At 50.3% G+C, this 16,718-nt stretch carries 14 protein-coding genes; 9 read left to right on the top strand and 5 right to left on the bottom strand.

The window, feature by feature from the left end; genetic code table 11:
- Window positions 1-49: 49 nt before the first annotated feature.
- Entirely contained in the window at window positions 50-2,296 is a 2,247-nt protein-coding gene (locus tag OXH18_RS23570) for a ComEC/Rec2 family competence protein (protein WP_268609960.1), read from the top strand.
- Window positions 2,297-2,363: 67 nt separating this feature from the next.
- A complete protein-coding gene (locus OXH18_RS23565) occupies window positions 2,364-2,840 on the top strand; it encodes a hypothetical protein (RefSeq protein ID WP_268609959.1) in 477 nt (158 codons plus the stop codon).
- Window positions 2,841-2,846: 6 nt separating this feature from the next.
- On the opposite strand, the gene OXH18_RS23560 is transcribed toward OXH18_RS23565, so the two are convergent.
- Complete coding sequence (locus tag OXH18_RS23560; RefSeq protein ID WP_268609958.1) at window positions 2,847-5,408, bottom strand: mannose-1-phosphate guanyltransferase; 2,562 nt, start codon at window positions 5,406-5,408, stop codon at window positions 2,847-2,849.
- Window positions 5,409-6,227: 819 nt separating this feature from the next.
- Here OXH18_RS23560 and OXH18_RS23555 point away from each other — a divergent pair.
- The 3 genes from OXH18_RS23555 to OXH18_RS23545 all read left to right on the top strand — a co-directional run bounded on the left by OXH18_RS23555 (window position 6,228) and on the right by OXH18_RS23545 (window position 8,078).
- On the top strand, window positions 6,228-6,407 hold the full coding sequence (locus OXH18_RS23555; protein WP_268609957.1) for a hypothetical protein: 180 nt from the start codon (window positions 6,228-6,230) through the stop codon (window positions 6,405-6,407).
- A 101-nt stretch (window positions 6,408-6,508) separates the two neighbouring features.
- Window positions 6,509-7,246, top strand: coding sequence for a class I SAM-dependent methyltransferase (locus tag OXH18_RS23550; protein ID WP_268613244.1), 738 nt, complete (start codon window positions 6,509-6,511; stop codon window positions 7,244-7,246).
- A gap of 19 nt (window positions 7,247-7,265) precedes the next feature.
- Complete coding sequence (locus OXH18_RS23545; RefSeq protein ID WP_268609956.1) at window positions 7,266-8,078, top strand: cobalt-precorrin-6A reductase; 813 nt, start codon at window positions 7,266-7,268, stop codon at window positions 8,076-8,078.
- A 24-nt stretch (window positions 8,079-8,102) separates the two neighbouring features.
- On the opposite strand, the gene OXH18_RS23540 is transcribed toward OXH18_RS23545, so the two are convergent.
- Window positions 8,103-8,372: a YciI family protein gene (locus OXH18_RS23540; protein WP_268613243.1), complete on the bottom strand. Its 270-nt coding sequence runs from the start codon at window positions 8,370-8,372 to the stop codon at window positions 8,103-8,105.
- A gap of 105 nt (window positions 8,373-8,477) precedes the next feature.
- Here OXH18_RS23540 and OXH18_RS23535 point away from each other — a divergent pair, with 105 nt between their 5' ends.
- Both OXH18_RS23535 and OXH18_RS23530 read left to right on the top strand, forming a co-directional pair.
- The gene (locus OXH18_RS23535) at window positions 8,478-9,878 is read left to right on the top strand and encodes a TldD/PmbA family protein (RefSeq protein WP_268613242.1); all 1,401 of its coding nucleotides are present in this window, start codon (window positions 8,478-8,480) and stop codon (window positions 9,876-9,878) included.
- Between the two features lie 474 nt (window positions 9,879-10,352).
- Entirely contained in the window at window positions 10,353-11,285 is a 933-nt protein-coding gene (locus OXH18_RS23530) for a pentapeptide repeat-containing protein (RefSeq protein ID WP_268609955.1), read from the top strand.
- A 295-nt stretch (window positions 11,286-11,580) separates the two neighbouring features.
- On the opposite strand, the gene OXH18_RS23525 is transcribed toward OXH18_RS23530, so the two are convergent.
- Window positions 11,581-12,330 carry a 2-phosphosulfolactate phosphatase family protein gene (locus OXH18_RS23525; protein WP_268609954.1) on the bottom strand — a complete coding sequence of 250 codons (750 nt, stop codon included), beginning with the start codon at window positions 12,328-12,330 and terminating at the stop codon, window positions 11,581-11,583.
- 144 nt (window positions 12,331-12,474) lie between these two features.
- Complete coding sequence (locus OXH18_RS23520; RefSeq protein WP_268609953.1) at window positions 12,475-14,520, bottom strand: amylo-alpha-1,6-glucosidase; 2,046 nt, start codon at window positions 14,518-14,520, stop codon at window positions 12,475-12,477.
- An 87-nt stretch (window positions 14,521-14,607) separates the two neighbouring features.
- Here OXH18_RS23520 and OXH18_RS23515 point away from each other — a divergent pair, with 87 nt between their 5' ends.
- Complete coding sequence (locus OXH18_RS23515; RefSeq protein ID WP_268609952.1) at window positions 14,608-15,534, top strand: pantothenate kinase; 927 nt, start codon at window positions 14,608-14,610, stop codon at window positions 15,532-15,534.
- Window positions 15,535-15,632: 98 nt separating this feature from the next.
- Window positions 15,633-16,313 (top strand): hypothetical protein, encoded by a 681-nt coding sequence (locus OXH18_RS23510; RefSeq protein ID WP_268609951.1) that lies wholly within the window; start codon window positions 15,633-15,635, stop codon window positions 16,311-16,313.
- Here the strand turns inward: OXH18_RS23510 and OXH18_RS23505 are convergent.
- The gene (locus OXH18_RS23505) at window positions 16,294-16,572 is read right to left on the bottom strand and encodes a hypothetical protein (protein ID WP_268609950.1); all 279 of its coding nucleotides are present in this window, start codon (window positions 16,570-16,572) and stop codon (window positions 16,294-16,296) included. The genes OXH18_RS23510 and OXH18_RS23505 overlap by 20 nt on opposite strands.
- Window positions 16,573-16,718: the final 146 nt, after the last annotated feature.

The raw sequence follows: 16,718 nt of genomic DNA, 5'->3' as shown, positions 1-16,718 counted from the left end.
TGCATCGTGCCACGGAACACAGGCAAGACCCTTGCCGATCGGAGGTTTCATGGCTACCAGCGCTGCGGTAATTTGTCTAGCTTACATTCTCGGCTTATTGCTGACGGGAATTCCGGGAAAGGTAGCAAATATTCCAATCGGGGCGATCGGGCTGTTAGTGATTGGTGTGGTTGTAGCTTTCCTGGTTCCTCGGTTTTGGCGCATGGGGCCACGTTCGCGAGTTTGGCTGGTGGCGGCGGTGATTGGTGTTCTGGCGAGTTTATATTTTCAAGCACGCATTCCTCGACCTACTGCCACTGACATTAGCCACTTGTTCCTGAGTTCAAACGCCACGACTGAAATTCTGCCGCGTCAACTTTATCAGGTACAGGGCACGATTGCCACATCGCCCCGCCTAACGCAAAGCCAGCGGATTCAGTTTGAACTGGAGGCAACGCAAGCCCAAGCGATTGATCCCCCGAATTCTTCACCCAGGCCCGTTACAGGTCGTGTTTTGGTGACGGTGCCGCCGCTGCAAGCCACTGGGTTATATCCCGGACAACGGGTGACGATCGCCGGATCGCTTTATCAACCCAAACCTGCAACAAATCCAGGCGGATTTGACTTTGCCAAATATCTAGCCCAACAAGGTATTTTCACGGGATTGCGTGGTCAAACAGTGACGGTGACAGCCCCCCACCTCCCACCGCCACTTTGGTCAATTCGGCAGCGAATTATTCGATCGCAGGTAGCTGGGTTGGGAGTGCCAGAGGGCCCACTGGTGAGCGCAATGGTGATGGGGGGGCGATCGGTGGACCTGCCCTATGAGATGCGCGATCAGTTTCGGTGGGCAGGGTTAGCTCATGCGTTAGCGGCTTCTGGTGCACAGGTTTCCCTTTTGGTAGGCATTGTCCTCACCTGCACTCAGCGGCTTCAGCCCAATTTAAGGCTGGGACTAGGCCTCAGTGTCTTGCTGTTTTACCTCAGTCTGACTGGCATTGAGGCTTCAGTGCTGCGGGCCGCCATAATGGGAACTGTCGCCTTGGTAGCACTAACAGTAGAACGCAAAGTTAACCCGATCGCCTCGATTCTATTTGCCGCCACATTGCTCTTACTGTGGAACCCGCTGTGGATGTTTGATTTGGGCTTTCAGCTTAGTTTTTTAGCCACCCTCGGATTACTGGTCACGGTTCCTGTGTTAAGCCAATGGTTGGATTGGTTGCCTGCTCTCTTGATTCCCCTCTTTACCGTACCGATCGCTGCGTTCCTTTGGACGTTACCGCTGTTGCTGTTTGCCTTTGGCATCACCTCGCCCTACAGCGTGCTCATTAATATTGTTGCCACTCCACTGATCGCCGTAATCAGTGTTGGTGGCATGATCAGTGCTGTGGCAGCATTGATCTATCCTTCAGCAGGCAGCGTCTTGGCAGGGTTACTGCATCTGCCTAGCTATCTCTTCATCCAGTTGGCGGAGTGGGGCAATCAGCTACCGGGCAATACTTGGGCTGTTGGCAGCATTTCGATCGTTCGATTACTGCTGCTGTATGGGTTAATGGGCTTGATTTGGGCATGGAAAGCAGCACAGCGCTACTGGTGGATCGCTCTGATTGTAGGCATGAGTTTGATTCTGATTCCCGCTTGGTATACCTCAACGACTCTGCTGCAAGCTACAGTGTTAGACACCACCGATCGCCCGGTGCTGGTATGGCAAGAGCAGGGGCAGGTAGCGCTTATTAACAGCGGTAGTGAAACCGACGCTAAATTCACCGTGCTGCCGTTTTTGCTGAAGCAGGGCGTGAATCGCATCGATTGGGCTGTTTCTCCATCCCTGCAATCCGTCGATCGGGAGGGTTGGCAGCGCCTTCAGTCTCATCTTGCTATTCAAGCAATGTATGCTGCTGCCCCATCGGCATCCCTTCCGGGTACCTCGATCGCTCCTCTAGCGTTTGATCGACCTATGCAACTGGGTGCGGCCACGGTGCGATCGCTCGGTCACAATACTAGCGAGACTGCCAGCGCCTTGGTGCTAGACATGGCCGGGCAGCGGTGGCTTTTCCTGAATCACCTACCTGCGGTGAATCAACAGGTTCAATTACCCTCTGCTTCGGTTCTGTGGTGGACTGGTGAGGAATTGAGCGCAGAAATCTTAGCTGCCATCAATCCTACCGTTGCCATTGTTTCGGGACGCACTATTGCACCATCAGCCGATCGCTGGCTGCAAGCACATTCCGTTACGACCTTTGTCACCGATCGAGATGGAGCCGTACAGTGGACACCGCAAAGAGGATTTCGTTCTCAACTAGAAGCGGTTGATTGATTTCTATGGGCAAACACAGCGGTACTGCCCTTACGTGCTCTTCATCCTTCATCTTTCCTTCTGCTGTATGTCAAAACCTGGTGAGGTACTCGTTGCCATTATGAATAACCAACGGGATCTAGAGATTGCTCGCGAGCAGCATTGGTATCGTATTCCCGTTGCCAGCGTTAAAAAATCCCTTCAGCGGCGATGGCCGCCAGAATGGATAGCGTTTTACCAAACCAAAGTTTTTGGCAGCGAAGCGTATTCAATTCAGTACTATGCTCGTGTTCTAATAATTCATAAAGTAATGCGGTGTGAACTATTTCCAGAAGAACAAAAGAACCGAAAGAGTCAAAATTACTACTACAAATTAGAACTATCGCCGTTGCAAGAATTACCCCATCCGATCGTCAGTTATCGCCGCCGCCGAATCATTTTTATTCCTACAACATTGGTCAAATTAACCACTGCTAGCGAAATCAATGATTTGTATGATGACAGTGTTTTGGCAGATCGATGGTGGCGCGAGTTGAAGAAATTTCGAGTTGATGCCGAACGGTAGGTAGCTCTACTCAACCTCCTCCATTTGTACATCCTCCATGCCGTGATCGCGATCGACAAATTCTTGCACACTGGCGCGATATTCTCGCAGCGTTTCATCAACCCAACCGCGATCGTGACTATCTGCATAAAGATGCACCAATGGCTCTCCGGCATCTGGCAAAATTAAAATCCAACTATCGTGATTAGGATTAAAGATTTTGACTCCATCGGTTAGATCTAACACCTCCGGCGGGTGAGTTTGCACCATATGGCGCATTAACGATCCTTTCACCGACCAAGGGCACCGCACCGTCAACATGCGATGTGAGACACGCGGCAATTCTGTACGAATTTGTCCCAACGTTCGCGGCATACTAAACGTGTCGCGTTGCTGCAACGTCAGCATTTCAATCAACTTGGCGATGCAGAACATCGCATCAAACCCCGGATGCCATTGGGGAAAGATGAATCCCATCTCACCGCTACCCCCTAGTACAACGTTGGGGTTGGTGTGGCACGCTTCCATCAGGGCCGTGGGGTTTGCTTTGGTACGAATCACTTTGCCATCATGGCGACGGGCAATTTGTTCCACCGCACTCGATGCATTCACTGGCACGACTACGGTTCCTCTAGGATGATCGGTCAGGATCATGTGCACCATCAAGGCTGTCAGCATTTCGCCACGAATGGCGCTGCCCGACTCATCGACTAAAATCAGTTGCTCCCCATTGGCCGAAACCTGCACCCCCAAATTGGCTTTCAACGCTTCCACCACGTGCCCCAACTGGTTCAGCAACACTTCGCGATCGGACATGGACGGCACAAGATGACTCAGGCTGGCATTCAGCACAACAGCATCACAGCCAAATTTACCTAAAATTTGCGGCAAAATCGCGCCCGATACAGCATACACATAATCGATCACCACCTTCGAGTTGCTGTTGCGAATTGCATCCACATTCAAATGCCGCTCGAAACTAGCGCTGTAGATATCGCTGGCTTGCGTCACGTACACGACATTGCCAATCTCTTGCACTTGCGCCCGGCGAAAATCTTCCTTGAAATATGCACCTTCAATCTTCTTTTCACGCCCCTTCGAGAGGTTAATGCCTTTTTGATCAAAGAATTCAATCAAAATATGATCCGATCGCTCTGGATGCACTCGCACATGAATGCCGCCCGCTACTGCCAATGTTGGTACAACCGCCCGCGAGACAGGAATAGCTGTAGCTTCTAAATGCTGGACGTTAATGCCCACCGACATCAACCCTGCTACTAACGATCGCGTCACCATGCGAGAGATTGGGCGCTGATCGCGAGATACGGTGACTTGAGAACCGGGTTTCAGCGTTGAGCCAAAGGCGGCTCCTAGCCGCACAGCAAATTCTGGTGTAATATCCACGTTAGCTAAGCCCGAAACCCCCCGCAGCCCAAACAGATTTCGATGCGCTGCATGTCCCCAAATCAGGTTCATGTTAAGGGTGGCTCCGGGTTCAATCTTTTTGCTGGGCCAAACCCGCACATTCGGATTTACCAGCGCTTCTTCACCAACGGTTGAGAGTGATCCTACGATCGCCCCTTCTAGGACATTGGCTCGACGATCGATTCGTGTGCCTCGGGCCGCCACACAGGCCCGCAAATGCGCTTCTTCGCCAATAATGACACCATTCCAAACAATGGGGCGCTTGATATCTGCATCTGCCCCCACAATCACGTTGTCACCAATCACCGTGCCCGATGCAATCTGAGCGCGGGCCCCGATTCGGCAGTTGTGTCCAATTAGCACGGGCGTTTCAATGTGAGCCGTGGAGTCAATGAACGTGTTCTGTCCTACCCACAAGCCCGGCGATCGTTCGGTGTAGTCAAACTCTAGCTTGACTCGTTGATACAATGCCGCATACTGGGCTTCTCGATAGGCATCTAGATGGCCCACATCGCACCAATAGCCCTCTGCCACATAGCCATACATGGGTTCTCCCTTTTCCAGCAGCAGCGGAAACAGATCCTTGGAAAAATCAGTTTCCTGATTAATTGGCAGATAATCTAGCACCTCCGGTTCCAGGATGTAGGTTCCGGTATTGACTGTATCCGAGAAAATCTCGCTGCTGGAGGGCTTTTCCAGAAACCGCTGAATCCGGTTTTCGTCGTCAAGAATCACCACCCCAAACTCGATCGGGTTGGCCACACTGGTCAACACTAATGTGGCTTTCGATCGATGTTGTTTGTGGAACTGAATGGCGGCTGACAGATCAAAATCAGTAATGCTATCGCCGCTGATCACCACAAAGGTTTCGTCGAGCAATTCCGCCACATTTTTCACGCAGCCGGCTGTGCCCAGCGGTTGATCTTCTTCGACGGCATAGGTCATTTGCACACCAAAATCGCTGCCGTCTTGGAAATAATCCCGCATAATGTCGGGCAAATAGTGCAGCGTTGCAATAATTTCAGTAATGTGATGGCGTTTGAGCAGATTGATAATATGCTGTGCGATCGGACGGTTCAAAATTGGAACCATTGGTTTGGGTAAGTCACAGGTGAGGGGGCGTAGCCGTGTTCCCGATCCACCAGCCATCAGTACTGCTCTCATAAATCCTCCTTGCGCCCAACTGTCTGTAGCATTGAATTGATCTGTTAATCTGTTGAATTGCTGTGTGAAACTAGTGAAAAGATTATGGAAAGGAGAGGCGAAAAAAGACGGTTGTGAAACCAATCTCAAACATTAATTTGATTGAGTCGATGGAACAAAATTTAGACCTAATTCAATTTTCTATTCATATCTTCCATTCACATCTTCAGTGGGTTCTATTGAATCTGCTTCAAAAAACTAGTGGGTGACAATCAATGAATCGCTTTGCCCTCAAGCCTAGTCCATCTTGTTCACCCAACTTCTCATTTAAAGATGCAAATTTGTATTCCACTCCTCATTGAACCCAATAGCCTTGGTAGGTGCTCAAGCTAGATCATTGAGTGTCTCGGCGTTGCTACATTCACGTAGGATTTGCCCTCATCCCCAACCTTTCTCCTTCGAGGAGAAGAGAGCCGGATTGCGCGTTCCCTCTCCCAACAGGGCGAGGGGGAGGGGGAGGCTCAGATTCATAGCTCGATGCAGCAATGTCAGTGTCTCCTTTGTACCGAATCTCCTAGCCTGCTGGTTCATCGATCGACCGCTCTTCTAGTATCGCTCAAGTCAAACCTGAAAAATCTGTTAAGTCTTATCCTGCTATCTAATTAACACGATTTAGACCGATCGGTGGCAGGAGTTTAGTGGGCTATTCTACACTGAAAGAGAGGCAAAGAGCGAACTGATATACTTGTCGCTTATGGCTGACGATGTATCATTCTGACGCTTCGTTATTTATAAGTGTTACAAATTGCTAAGGTTTAGCTTGTAGGGAGGTCTAACTGAATGAATCTTCTGATTCTGCTGGGCTTGTTGATCTATGGTGGTGGAGCTTGGAAATTTTGGACGGGCTTTAACCGCACTAATTTCAGTAGTGGTCGGTTGCATCTGTCGTTGTTGTGGCCCATTTTCCTAATTGCTAATAAATCCTATCGGCAAAACTTTAATCGAGCCTTAAAGGGTTGATAACTAAGGCTAAAACTATGGGAGTTAAGCGCGATCGGTTCTAATCTACAACTGACCGATCGCCAAAGGTTGGAACGTTGGGATAGGAGTGACGGTTGAGTATGGCCCGTGAGAAAGAGCAAAATTTTTTAAATGGCAACCTTTCTGATTTTTTGGGCGATCGTCCCCCCTCCTGGCAACCCCAACTAGATGCTGTCGCTCTGCGGTTTAATCGAGACTATCGCCGTGAGCCGTTCGACTTGCCTGCCGAAGTCGAGTCCATGCCAATTTTTCAAGAATGGTCAGCCGGATTGCTGGCAGGAAAAATCAATTCTCCGTTTTGGCAAATCGCTAAACCCAAGAAAAATCAACGCTGTTTGGATCTAGGCTGTGGTGTTAGCTTCTTGGTTTATCCTTGGTATGAATGGGACGCTTTTTTTTATGGACAAGACATTAGCCTTGTTGCTTGCGATTTATTGAACGCGCGTGGCTCTCAATTGAACTCTAAACTATTCAAAGGGGTTCAACTGGCTGCCGCCCACGAACTAAACTATGAACCATCCCAGTTTGATCTGGTGATCGCCACTGGCTTTAGCTGCTACTATCCACTGGCTTATTGGGGAGATGTACTAGACGCAGTGAAGCGCGTTTTGAAACCAGACGGTTTTTTTGTATTTGACGTGCTAGATCCGGCAACCGAGTTAGCAGAGAATTGGGCTATCCTGGAAACTTACTTGGGGGCTGAAGTATTTCTGGAACCTCTGGAAAACTGGCAGAAGTTAATTCAACAATTGAACGGACGACTGGTGAAAACCTTACCAGGAGAATTGTTCCAACTCTATAAAGTTCGCTTTCCATAAGAACGAGTGCCAAGCTTCCATGACCAGTACTTCACCGACTATTTGGTTGATTGGGGGAACGCAAGAAAGCGCGGAATTGGCCAACGCGATCGCCCACCGTCAGGTCCCTTGCCTGGTCACTGTCACGACGGACGCCGCCCGATCGCTATATCCCACAACGCCAACCTTACAGGTTCGGGTGGGGGCGTTGCACCGAGAACAAGCTGAAACCTTGCTGCGAACCTATCACATCGGCTGCATTCTTGATGCCTCTCATCCCTTCGCGGTGGAAATTTCGACACTGGCGATCGCCCTTGCTCAGCACTATCACCTGCCGTACTTACGCTACGAGCGCCCGGTCTTGGCATCCCCCTCTTTCGTCCAAACCCTTAACTCACCCCTGCATCTTATTTCCTGGCAAGCGCTGCTGACAGACAATTATCTAGCTGGGCAACGGGTCTTACTGACGATTGGCTATAAAAACCTGGCACTGTTTCACGCTTGGCACGATCGGGCTTGCCTGTTTGCTCGTATTCTGCCGTCTACGGTTGCTTTAGAGGCAGCTCTACAAGCTGGCTTTACCAGCGATCGCCTCATTGCCCTGCGCCCACCCTACACAGCCGCACTCGAACGGGCTTTATGGCAACAATGGCAAATCACAAAAGTTGTGACAAAGGCCTCTGGCAGCGCTGGTGGCGAAGACATCAAGTACCAAATTGCCGCCGAATTGGGTGTTCAACTGATTGTGATTGATCGTCCAGCCATTGCTTACCCCTGCCAAACTAGCGACTTCCAAACAGCCCTGTCCTTTTGCGACACCCTTGGGACAGCCTATCCACCAACCCCTTCGTAAGGTGGGCTGAGCTAACGCCGAACGCTAGAATGCTTGAATCCACTCTTTTACCTGATAATCGGTCCAGATGCCATGTTGCCAGTAGGGATCGGCTTCTACTAACTGTTTTACAGCAGCCTCATCTGCGGCATCATAGACCCCAAAAAACAAGGTCAAATCCTTAGTGGGCCCTAGCGTCACTAATTCACCTGATGCTTTCAGTTGGGTCAGACGATCGAGATGAGCCTGACGATGGGGAGCACGTTTTTCTACCACGTCTTGGCAATAGCGTCCCCACACCACATACTTTGGCATAGCCACCACAGCAAAATTAAGAATTTGTCATCTCTTACCAGCCTACGACAATTGCTTCCCCACTTTGCGACAAAATAGAATCAGTGATTCAATCCTGTGATGATGATGCCGACTCTGCTGGCTGATGCCAAGAACGTGTTGACGGATTTGATTCGTCGCTACCAAGCTCAAGTAGACTACCTGGCTATTCGCTTGGAGGAAGCCGAGGGCACTGACATTTTGCTGCGCGGCAGTAGGATAGAGACTTTAAGTGAAGGAATTTCTATTGGAGGACAGGTTCGTGCCTGCTATAAGGGTGGGTGGGGATTTGCCAGCTTCAACCGCTTAAGCAACCTCAATCAACACATTGAAGAAGCGATCGCCGCAGCCCGGTTGGTTGGAGACGAAGAAACGCTGTTGGCCCCGGTGCCCTCGATCCAAGATTCTCGGCAAATTCCGATAACAGGTATCGATCCGCGTCATATTCCCTTAGCTCAAAAAAAGCATCTCTGCCATCGCTATGCTGAAATTCTCAGAAGTGTAGACGATCGGATTACCACCACCTCGGTTCGCTATGGCGATAGTGCTCAACGCATTGTGTTGGCAACCTCTGACGGAACATTGATTGAACAATCGTGGGTTGATTTGGAAATGCGCTTTGCTGCCACTGCTCGCCATGGTGAAACCGTTCAAACTGGGCGAGAAACCACTGGCTCTCGTAAAGCCTATGAAGATTTAGCGAACCTGGATGAGCAGGTGCGAGGAACCGCTCAACGGGCTGTGGATGCGTTGGCGTTACCATCGGTTAAAGGTAATACCTACACGGTGGTGATTGACCCAATTTTGTCTGGCTTATTTGTGCATGAGGCCTTTGGACATTTGTCGGAGGCTGATATGACCTATGAAAATCCTGACCTGCTGGAGGTGATGACTCTAGGTCGGCGGTTTGGCTCATCAGAGTTACAGATCTTTGATGGAGCCGCCCCAGAAGGACACCGAGGTAGCTATTATTACGATGACGAAGGGGTACCAGCAACCACCACTCAGTTAATCAAAGATGGGGTGTTGGTTGGTCGGCTGCACTCTCGGGAAACCGCTGGCAAACTTGGTGAATCCCCTACGGGTAACGCTCGCTGTTTAGATTATCATTACCCGCCGATCGTGCGCATGACCAACACTTGGATTGAACCTGGAAAAACCCCCGTGACCGACTTGTTTGCCGATATCAAGGAAGGGGTGTATGCCCGTAATTGGTTAGGGGGAATGACCAACGGCGAAATGTTTACCTTTGCAGCCGGGGAAGCCTGGATGATTCGCAACGGTGAAATTGCAGAACCTGTCCGTGACGTGAATTTGTCTGGCAATGTGTTTACGACCCTGGCAGACATTGAAGCAATCGGCAATGACTTCTTCTGGGATGAATCGGGCGGCTGTGGCAAAGGAGGGCAAAGTGGCTTAGCCGTTGGCGTGGGCGGACCTAGTCTCAGAATTCGCAATGTAGTGGTTGGTGGCGAGGCAATCGACTGACCATCGTGCAAGTTGAACGTTACGCCTTGACCACGTCCTATAATTTTGGATTATAGTTTTGGATACGGTTTTCCAGCAGCCCCACTCTTCAGTGCTAGCTAAGTCAAATAGTTTACGCCGCAACAGACAGTGGAAAAATTAAGAAACTTGGAGTAGCCTGTAAAGAATAAGTGAAATGTGATCAGGGTTAATTTTTGATACCGCTTGATACAGCACCATACGGGTTCATTGTGTTGATGCATGGTTGTGTTCCCAATCTCGATCGGACTCCGAGCAGTTAATAAACTCACTGTATCTAGAAACTAACAGTGCAAAACCTGAATCATTCATTTTAATTGCTAAGCTTGACCGTTATGTTGATTTTAACTACGTCTTAATCTGCGTACGGTTGGTTCTATTTATCTCAGGGTTTTTGTTCAGTTGCAGGGTGCCTATCCGTCATGTTTAGGGCAACTGTTTGATGAGGTAGGGGCCATGAAAAATACGCGCAAAGAAGAAGTTGTGTGGCTTTATGAACTAGGTGAGCGCAACTTCCGTCGGCAAAACCTCAAAGGAAAATGTTTCCGAGGGGAGGATTTGTCTGGTTGTGATTTCAGTGGATGTGATATTCGAGGGGCAGATTTTACCAATGCCATCCTTACAGGGGTGAACTTTACTAATGTCACGGCTGGCTTACAGAAACGGCAGGCAATGACTTTGTTGGCTGTGTTGATTGTGGCAGCGATCGTGTTAGGTGTTGTGGCGGGAATTATCGGCGCGTTTGCCGAAGTTCGGTTTGTGGCGGTGGATGAAACCGATGAAGCGGCTTTCGCTTGGATTACACCGATTGTGATTATGGGGTTCACGTTTGTGTCTCTGACGCGCAATATGGCGGTGGGCTTTGGCATCTTTGCGCTCGCCTTCGTCATTGCCACGGTTGGAGCGTTGATTAGCTCAGCGGCCGTACCGTTTGCTGGCAGCGTGGCGGCGGCTATTGCTGTAAACTCGCTGGTGGCTGGAGCGACGGCGGCGGTGAGTTCGCTGATGGTGGCAGCGGTACTAGCCTTTCGGATTACGATCGCTTTAGTTGTAGCCGGAGGATTTATCGGTTCCTTTGCGCTGGCACTGGTTTATACCGAGGCAACGGTGCCTACCAGCAGCATTGCCTCAGCCATAGCCGTAGCAGCCATTGTACTTCCCCTAGCAGGCTATGTAGGATGGCGTACCCTCAAGGGCGATCGCAAGCACACCATTACCTGGACCATTGCCAATTTTTTGGCTACTAAATGGGGTACCAGTTTCCGAGGAGCCGATTTAACAGATGCCGACTTCAGCCGGGCTGTCCTCAAAAGCACCGACTTTAGCGATGCAATTCTAACGAACACAAAATGGGATCGAAATGTGTGGAATGGTAATTCTTTGAATTAGCCTGGCAACAGAATCAGTGGGATCAGTGAGTGAGGACAATTTCGGGCGAACAATTTCAGATAGCTAACATTCGACACGAATGGATTTAGGGCACAAAACAGTCCGAATCATCCTCATCATTTTACTGCTACATCCAACGGCTATATCCACTTGTCGCCATGCCGAGCAAAATAGCGATTGCGACAAATCCTTAAATCTGTAAGGTGCGACAAGGGCGCTTTGTCGAGCGCCCCAGACGTTCTTTGTGCATGTCTAATGTGCAGCTATAGACAGACTCGTCAGACAGACTTGTCGGCTAAAGGGTTTGTTTAATCAGAACACCGGGTTCTTTCTGAATGGGAAGGATATTCAAGATATCGGTTTGGGCGCAGTATTCTAAATCAGCGTGGCCATTCAAGCGCAACAGACGTTGACCATGGCTAGCGTGGTGCAACAGTTGCAATAGCTGATCTTGCCATTGGGTATAAAGCGCGATCGCCCCAAACACTTCATCATTGCCGGCTATCGCTTCTAAGGATTGCCCAGATGCAGCAAGCTGTTGGCTAAGGCTGTACAGAATGGCTCCGGCACAAACCGTATCTTCAAGGGAAAAACTACCTTCCCAGCCCGACCCCACCATCCAGACCAGTTCGGGTTGATGTTGCAACAGGTAGCTGACCACCGCTGATCGATTAATTAAAGCACCTGTCAAAACCGTGGTAGCGTGTTGAACGCGCTCTAAACAGCGAGTGCCGTTGGTTGTGCTGATAAACAGCCGCCGCCCTCCTACCACCTCTGGCGTACAGTCTAACGGCGAGTTACCCAAGTCGCAACCTGGCACTTTTGCTCCACCGCGTTCACCCGCCCGCAGCCGTTTTTCCGGTAGCCAAGCTTCACTCACCTGCATTAACTCATCAATACTGCTAAAGACTTGTACTGCTTCCGCCCCGGCGTTGAGGGCTGTTGCCATTGTGGTGGTCGCTCGCAAAACATCGATCGCAATGGCACAGTCAGGAGTTGGCTCCGCTGGCGTCAATTCTGGCGTGTGGAAGACAAACAGTTTCACAAGGAATTCACACCTGCTAATGAATAATGAAAATGAAGAATAAAAATGAATGCTGAAATTTTTACAGTCGTTCTACATTCTATAAGATTGTTTGCGTGTCTCTATGGTTTTTTGCCTTTGGATTGAATAGATAACAACCGATCGTCATTCGGTCACCATCCAGGCTCGCAGCACTTCGGCTACCGTCCAAGCTTGGGCAAAGCAGCCCCTCGGCGTCATGGGGGCATCCCCATCAAAAATTTCGCTTAAAGACCCAACCCCGTGGGCCACCAAGTGATCCGCCATCGGCTGCAAAAACTGTCTGGCTTGTTCCGCATCACTATAAACCCGCAGATGGGCTACCACAAACGGGCCGATCAACCAGCCCCATACCGTGCCTTGGTGATAGGCTCCATCGCGTTGCAGTGGTGTACCGCCGTATTGACCCTGGTAATGCGGATGATCGGTGGCCAACGATCGCAACCCATGAGATGTTAACAGCGATCGACCGCATACATCAACAACAGCTTTCTGCTGAGTAACTGTGAGGGGGCTTTCGCTCAGCGATACGGCAAAAATTTGGTTAGGGCGCAATGCACTGTCATGGCCGTCTGGCCCATCCAGCACATCATAGCAATAACCCAATTCGGTATTCCAAAACCGCGAAAACCGCGCCAACGTCCGATCGGCAATGGCTTCATACTCTTGATGCGGTTTGCCCAACTGCCGGGCAATCTTGGCCATGGTGCGCAGAGCATTGTACCAAAGGGCATTGACTTCGATCGGCTTCCCAATACGCGGTGTTACTACCCAGTCCCCAACCTTGGCATCCATCCAGGTCAATTGCGATCCGGCTTCTCCAGCATAGAGTAACCCATCGGTGGGATCGAGGTGAATGTTATAGCGGGTGCCGCGACAGTGCCAATGAATAATATCTGCTAGTACCGGAAACAATTCCATCAACAGATCATCATCCTGTGTCAGGCGATAGTACTGAAGAATGGCCTCAAAGTACCACAACGTGGCATCAACGGTGTTATATTCTGGCTCTTCTCCTTCGTCGGGAAAGCGATTGGGCAACATGCCTTGATCAACATAGTGAGCAAAGGTGCGCAAAATTAGCCGCGCCACTTCCGATCGCCCCGTTGCTAACGTCAGCCCCGGCAGGCTGATCATGGTGTCACGTCCCCAGTCGCTAAACCAAGGATAGCCCGCCAAAATCGTTTTGCCGTTGAGCAGCGGAGGAGACGTTGCCTCAAGCGAATTGGCTATATCTCCCGCCTCTGCCTCTGGAAAATTCTCTAGAAAATTCACTGCTCGGTTGACAATAAACTGATCGGCGGCAAATACAAGCTGGCTAATCCAATGCGAGGCATCGCGGTTAACATCCGGGCGATCGGTTTTCCAAAGGTTGAGCAGCTTTTGTTCATAGGCTTGGCGCTGCTTCAGGGCGGTGGCTCCATTTAAGTTGGGGGTTGGCTCAGTACTGGCTACAATCGTTACGGTTTCGCCGGGCAACAGCGTCAGGTGAAAGGTGGCCACGTGCAGATGGTCTTCTCGATCGCTCAGTCCACGATAGCGCTCGGCTGCTAGATCAAACCCGTAGTACCAATCATGAGTGAGCAGCACATCGGCCCGATCGCTCAACAAATAAAATGGTGTGGCATGGTCGCTGGCCGTCACTCCCACACCCTGTTCCAGCCGATCGACCTGCATTTGCCAACCCCAACTACGAATGCCGCCATGATGATCGCGATAGTTGACCAACGCCTTCATCATCAACGCTAAGGGCTGAGTTGCCCGCTGCAACGTGTACTGAACATACGTCGTGTTTGCTCCTTGCTGCATCCAGACCCGCTTTTCTAGCAGGGCATCGCCACAGGCAAACCGCCAGGTGGGAATGGTGCCATTCAAAGAAAACCGTTCAATGTAGCGATACCCAGCCGGGTCAATGCTGTTATCTGTCCAGCGATCGGTGCTCAATGAATAAACCTGATGATGATAGTGCACCACCTCCTCTAGTTTGGTCAGCAACAAGGTTCGCCCCAACGGCGGGTCTAGGGCGGCCACCAACAAGCCATGATAGCGCCGAGTTAGCACGCCGGCCACTGTTCCACAGGCATACCCTCCAATACCATTCGTCACCAGCCACTCTCGCGAGGCGGCGGTTTCCAGATTGCCGCAAACTTCTCGACCGAATCCAATCTTCATAAGTGTTGTTTTTCCACCTTCAACGAGTATGGAGCCTGAATCTCCTGCAATACTGAGAATATGCTTAAGAAATAATGAACGGTTCTCATGACAGAGCTTGCAAGGGATTGGCTAGCGTTAATAATCGGAAATTCCCACTTGCATTGGGCATGGTTTGACCACTCCCTAGTTCAACAAACTTGTCTTCAACAAACCTGGAATACACCCCATCTATCGGCTAAAGCGGTTGCTTGCTTGATAAAACACCGCTTTGATTTTAACTGCTGTTTTCAGTTCATTCAGGCATCGTCGATTACCTCTCAAACCAGCGGTACTGAAGCTCACCCATGGTCTTCAATCACCCCGTCGATCGATGCTCCGTTGCCGTTGTGGATGGCGTCTGTAGTGCCAGTGCAAACTCAACATTGGCTGCATCATGCTGAGTCACATTCGGTTGAGATCCATCAACTAACACTTGATCACATCCCGCTGCACCATCTCTACCCTACGTTTGGCATCGATCGCGCTCTGTCCCTATGGGGAGCCGCTATCCGGTATGGACTACCCGCCCTTGTCATTGATGCGGGAACCGCGCTGACCTTGACCGCTGCCGATGCCCATGCCAACCTAATTGGCGGAGCCATTTTACCGGGATTGGGGCTTCAGTTGCGATCGCTGACTCAACAAACGGCTGCCTTGCCGGCGCTACAAGATCAACTAGGTACCTTCAACCCAGCCGCTATTCCTCGTTGGGCCACGAATACGCCCGATGCCATGCTCAGCGGTGTGATGTATACCCTGATCGCAGGACTGCGTGATTTTGTCCAAGTGTGGCAGCAGGACTATCCAACTAGTGCCATCCTGCTGACTGGAGGAGACAGCCATCGCCTGTTTGACGCCTGGCAACAGCAGGAACCCGCTATTGGTACACAGATTACCATTGATCAAAACTTAGGATTCTGGGGAATGCAGGGCATTGTAGAGCAGGAAGCATCGAAGAATTTTTCACCTCGATCGCCCCAATCACCCAAGTAAGTACAAAATTACTAGTACAAAATTACTATTTCTAAAAAGAAATGTCAGGATAGAGAAAGCATCTCGATGTTATTGTGCTTTTTGCCGTGATCTGGACTATGCCAAGGTTCAATATCATTCAGCCCAGCCTGGTTCGCGAAGCGGGGCGATCGTCTCGACCATTCAATCAATCAACCCCGACCGAACTGATCTCACTATCCAATTCTGAGGCTGAGGCTGAGGAATTTGTCGAGGACGAGGAACTCGAAAACAATTTGCTGGGAGATGAAGAATTACTGGCTGACTCGCATCTGACACCAAAGACCGAGCCATTCCCAATCTCGACAGCAGATACCACGCAAGATTTGCTGTTAGATGAGTCCAGTTTGGCAACGGTATTAGAGATCTTGACAACGATCGCCACCGTTGAAGAACTCACTATCTTAGAAGCATTGACAACCGCTCAAAAACGTCAAGTCTGGAGTCACACCCCAGAAACCATCAAACTCAAGTTAAAGCAAATTCGTCAAACCGCCGTCGCGAGTCCTGCCACAGATGTCCGAGCTTTACAGGGTTGGCACACCCTAGAGCACTCTGATTGCAATCAACCCCTGCTAAAGGTAGGAGATGCCGTGGTTTTGTTGGCGAACCCTAAACTGACGAGCGCTGAGTTGATTGCAATCTGGGAAGTAGTGGAAGTTCATGAAGCCTCTGCTCGCCTTCAGTCTCATCTTGGTACTCGCAACTATCCGATTAGCTGGATGGTGCACTATCCCAAACCTATCTCGACTTCGGCATAAGCGGCGATGCTTCTTGAATCTCTGGGTTCGTTTCGGTTGTATGGGTCGGGGTAACTGCAACGGCGATCGGCTCTAAGCGGTAACCGACGACTGATACACCCTGACAGAAGAACCCTTGACGACTGCGAATTTCAAAGGCGGGTTCCTTGCCTTGTTGCCATTCCGGTTCAGTTAAAATTTTGAACCCGCTGGCAGATGGAATCAGTTGAACGGGAGTTTTTCTGGAACGCGAAACTAGGAAGTGAGTGGGGGTAAACATAACCATGGATCTCCTGATGTCAATTGAATACAAACTGACCAATGCTAAAAGAGCAAAGACAGCAAAACGTAACCAACCTAAACGTCGCTGAATGATGCGCAATGGTGAAACCCCAAAGCACACAGCGGCAGTTTAGACATTAGCTT

The organism is Thermocoleostomius sinensis A174, from assembly GCF_026802175.1.
Taxonomy (GTDB): Bacteria; Cyanobacteriota; Cyanobacteriia; order Elainellales; family Elainellaceae; genus Thermocoleostomius; species Thermocoleostomius sinensis.
This window is presented reverse-complemented; position numbering and strand designations above follow the sequence as displayed.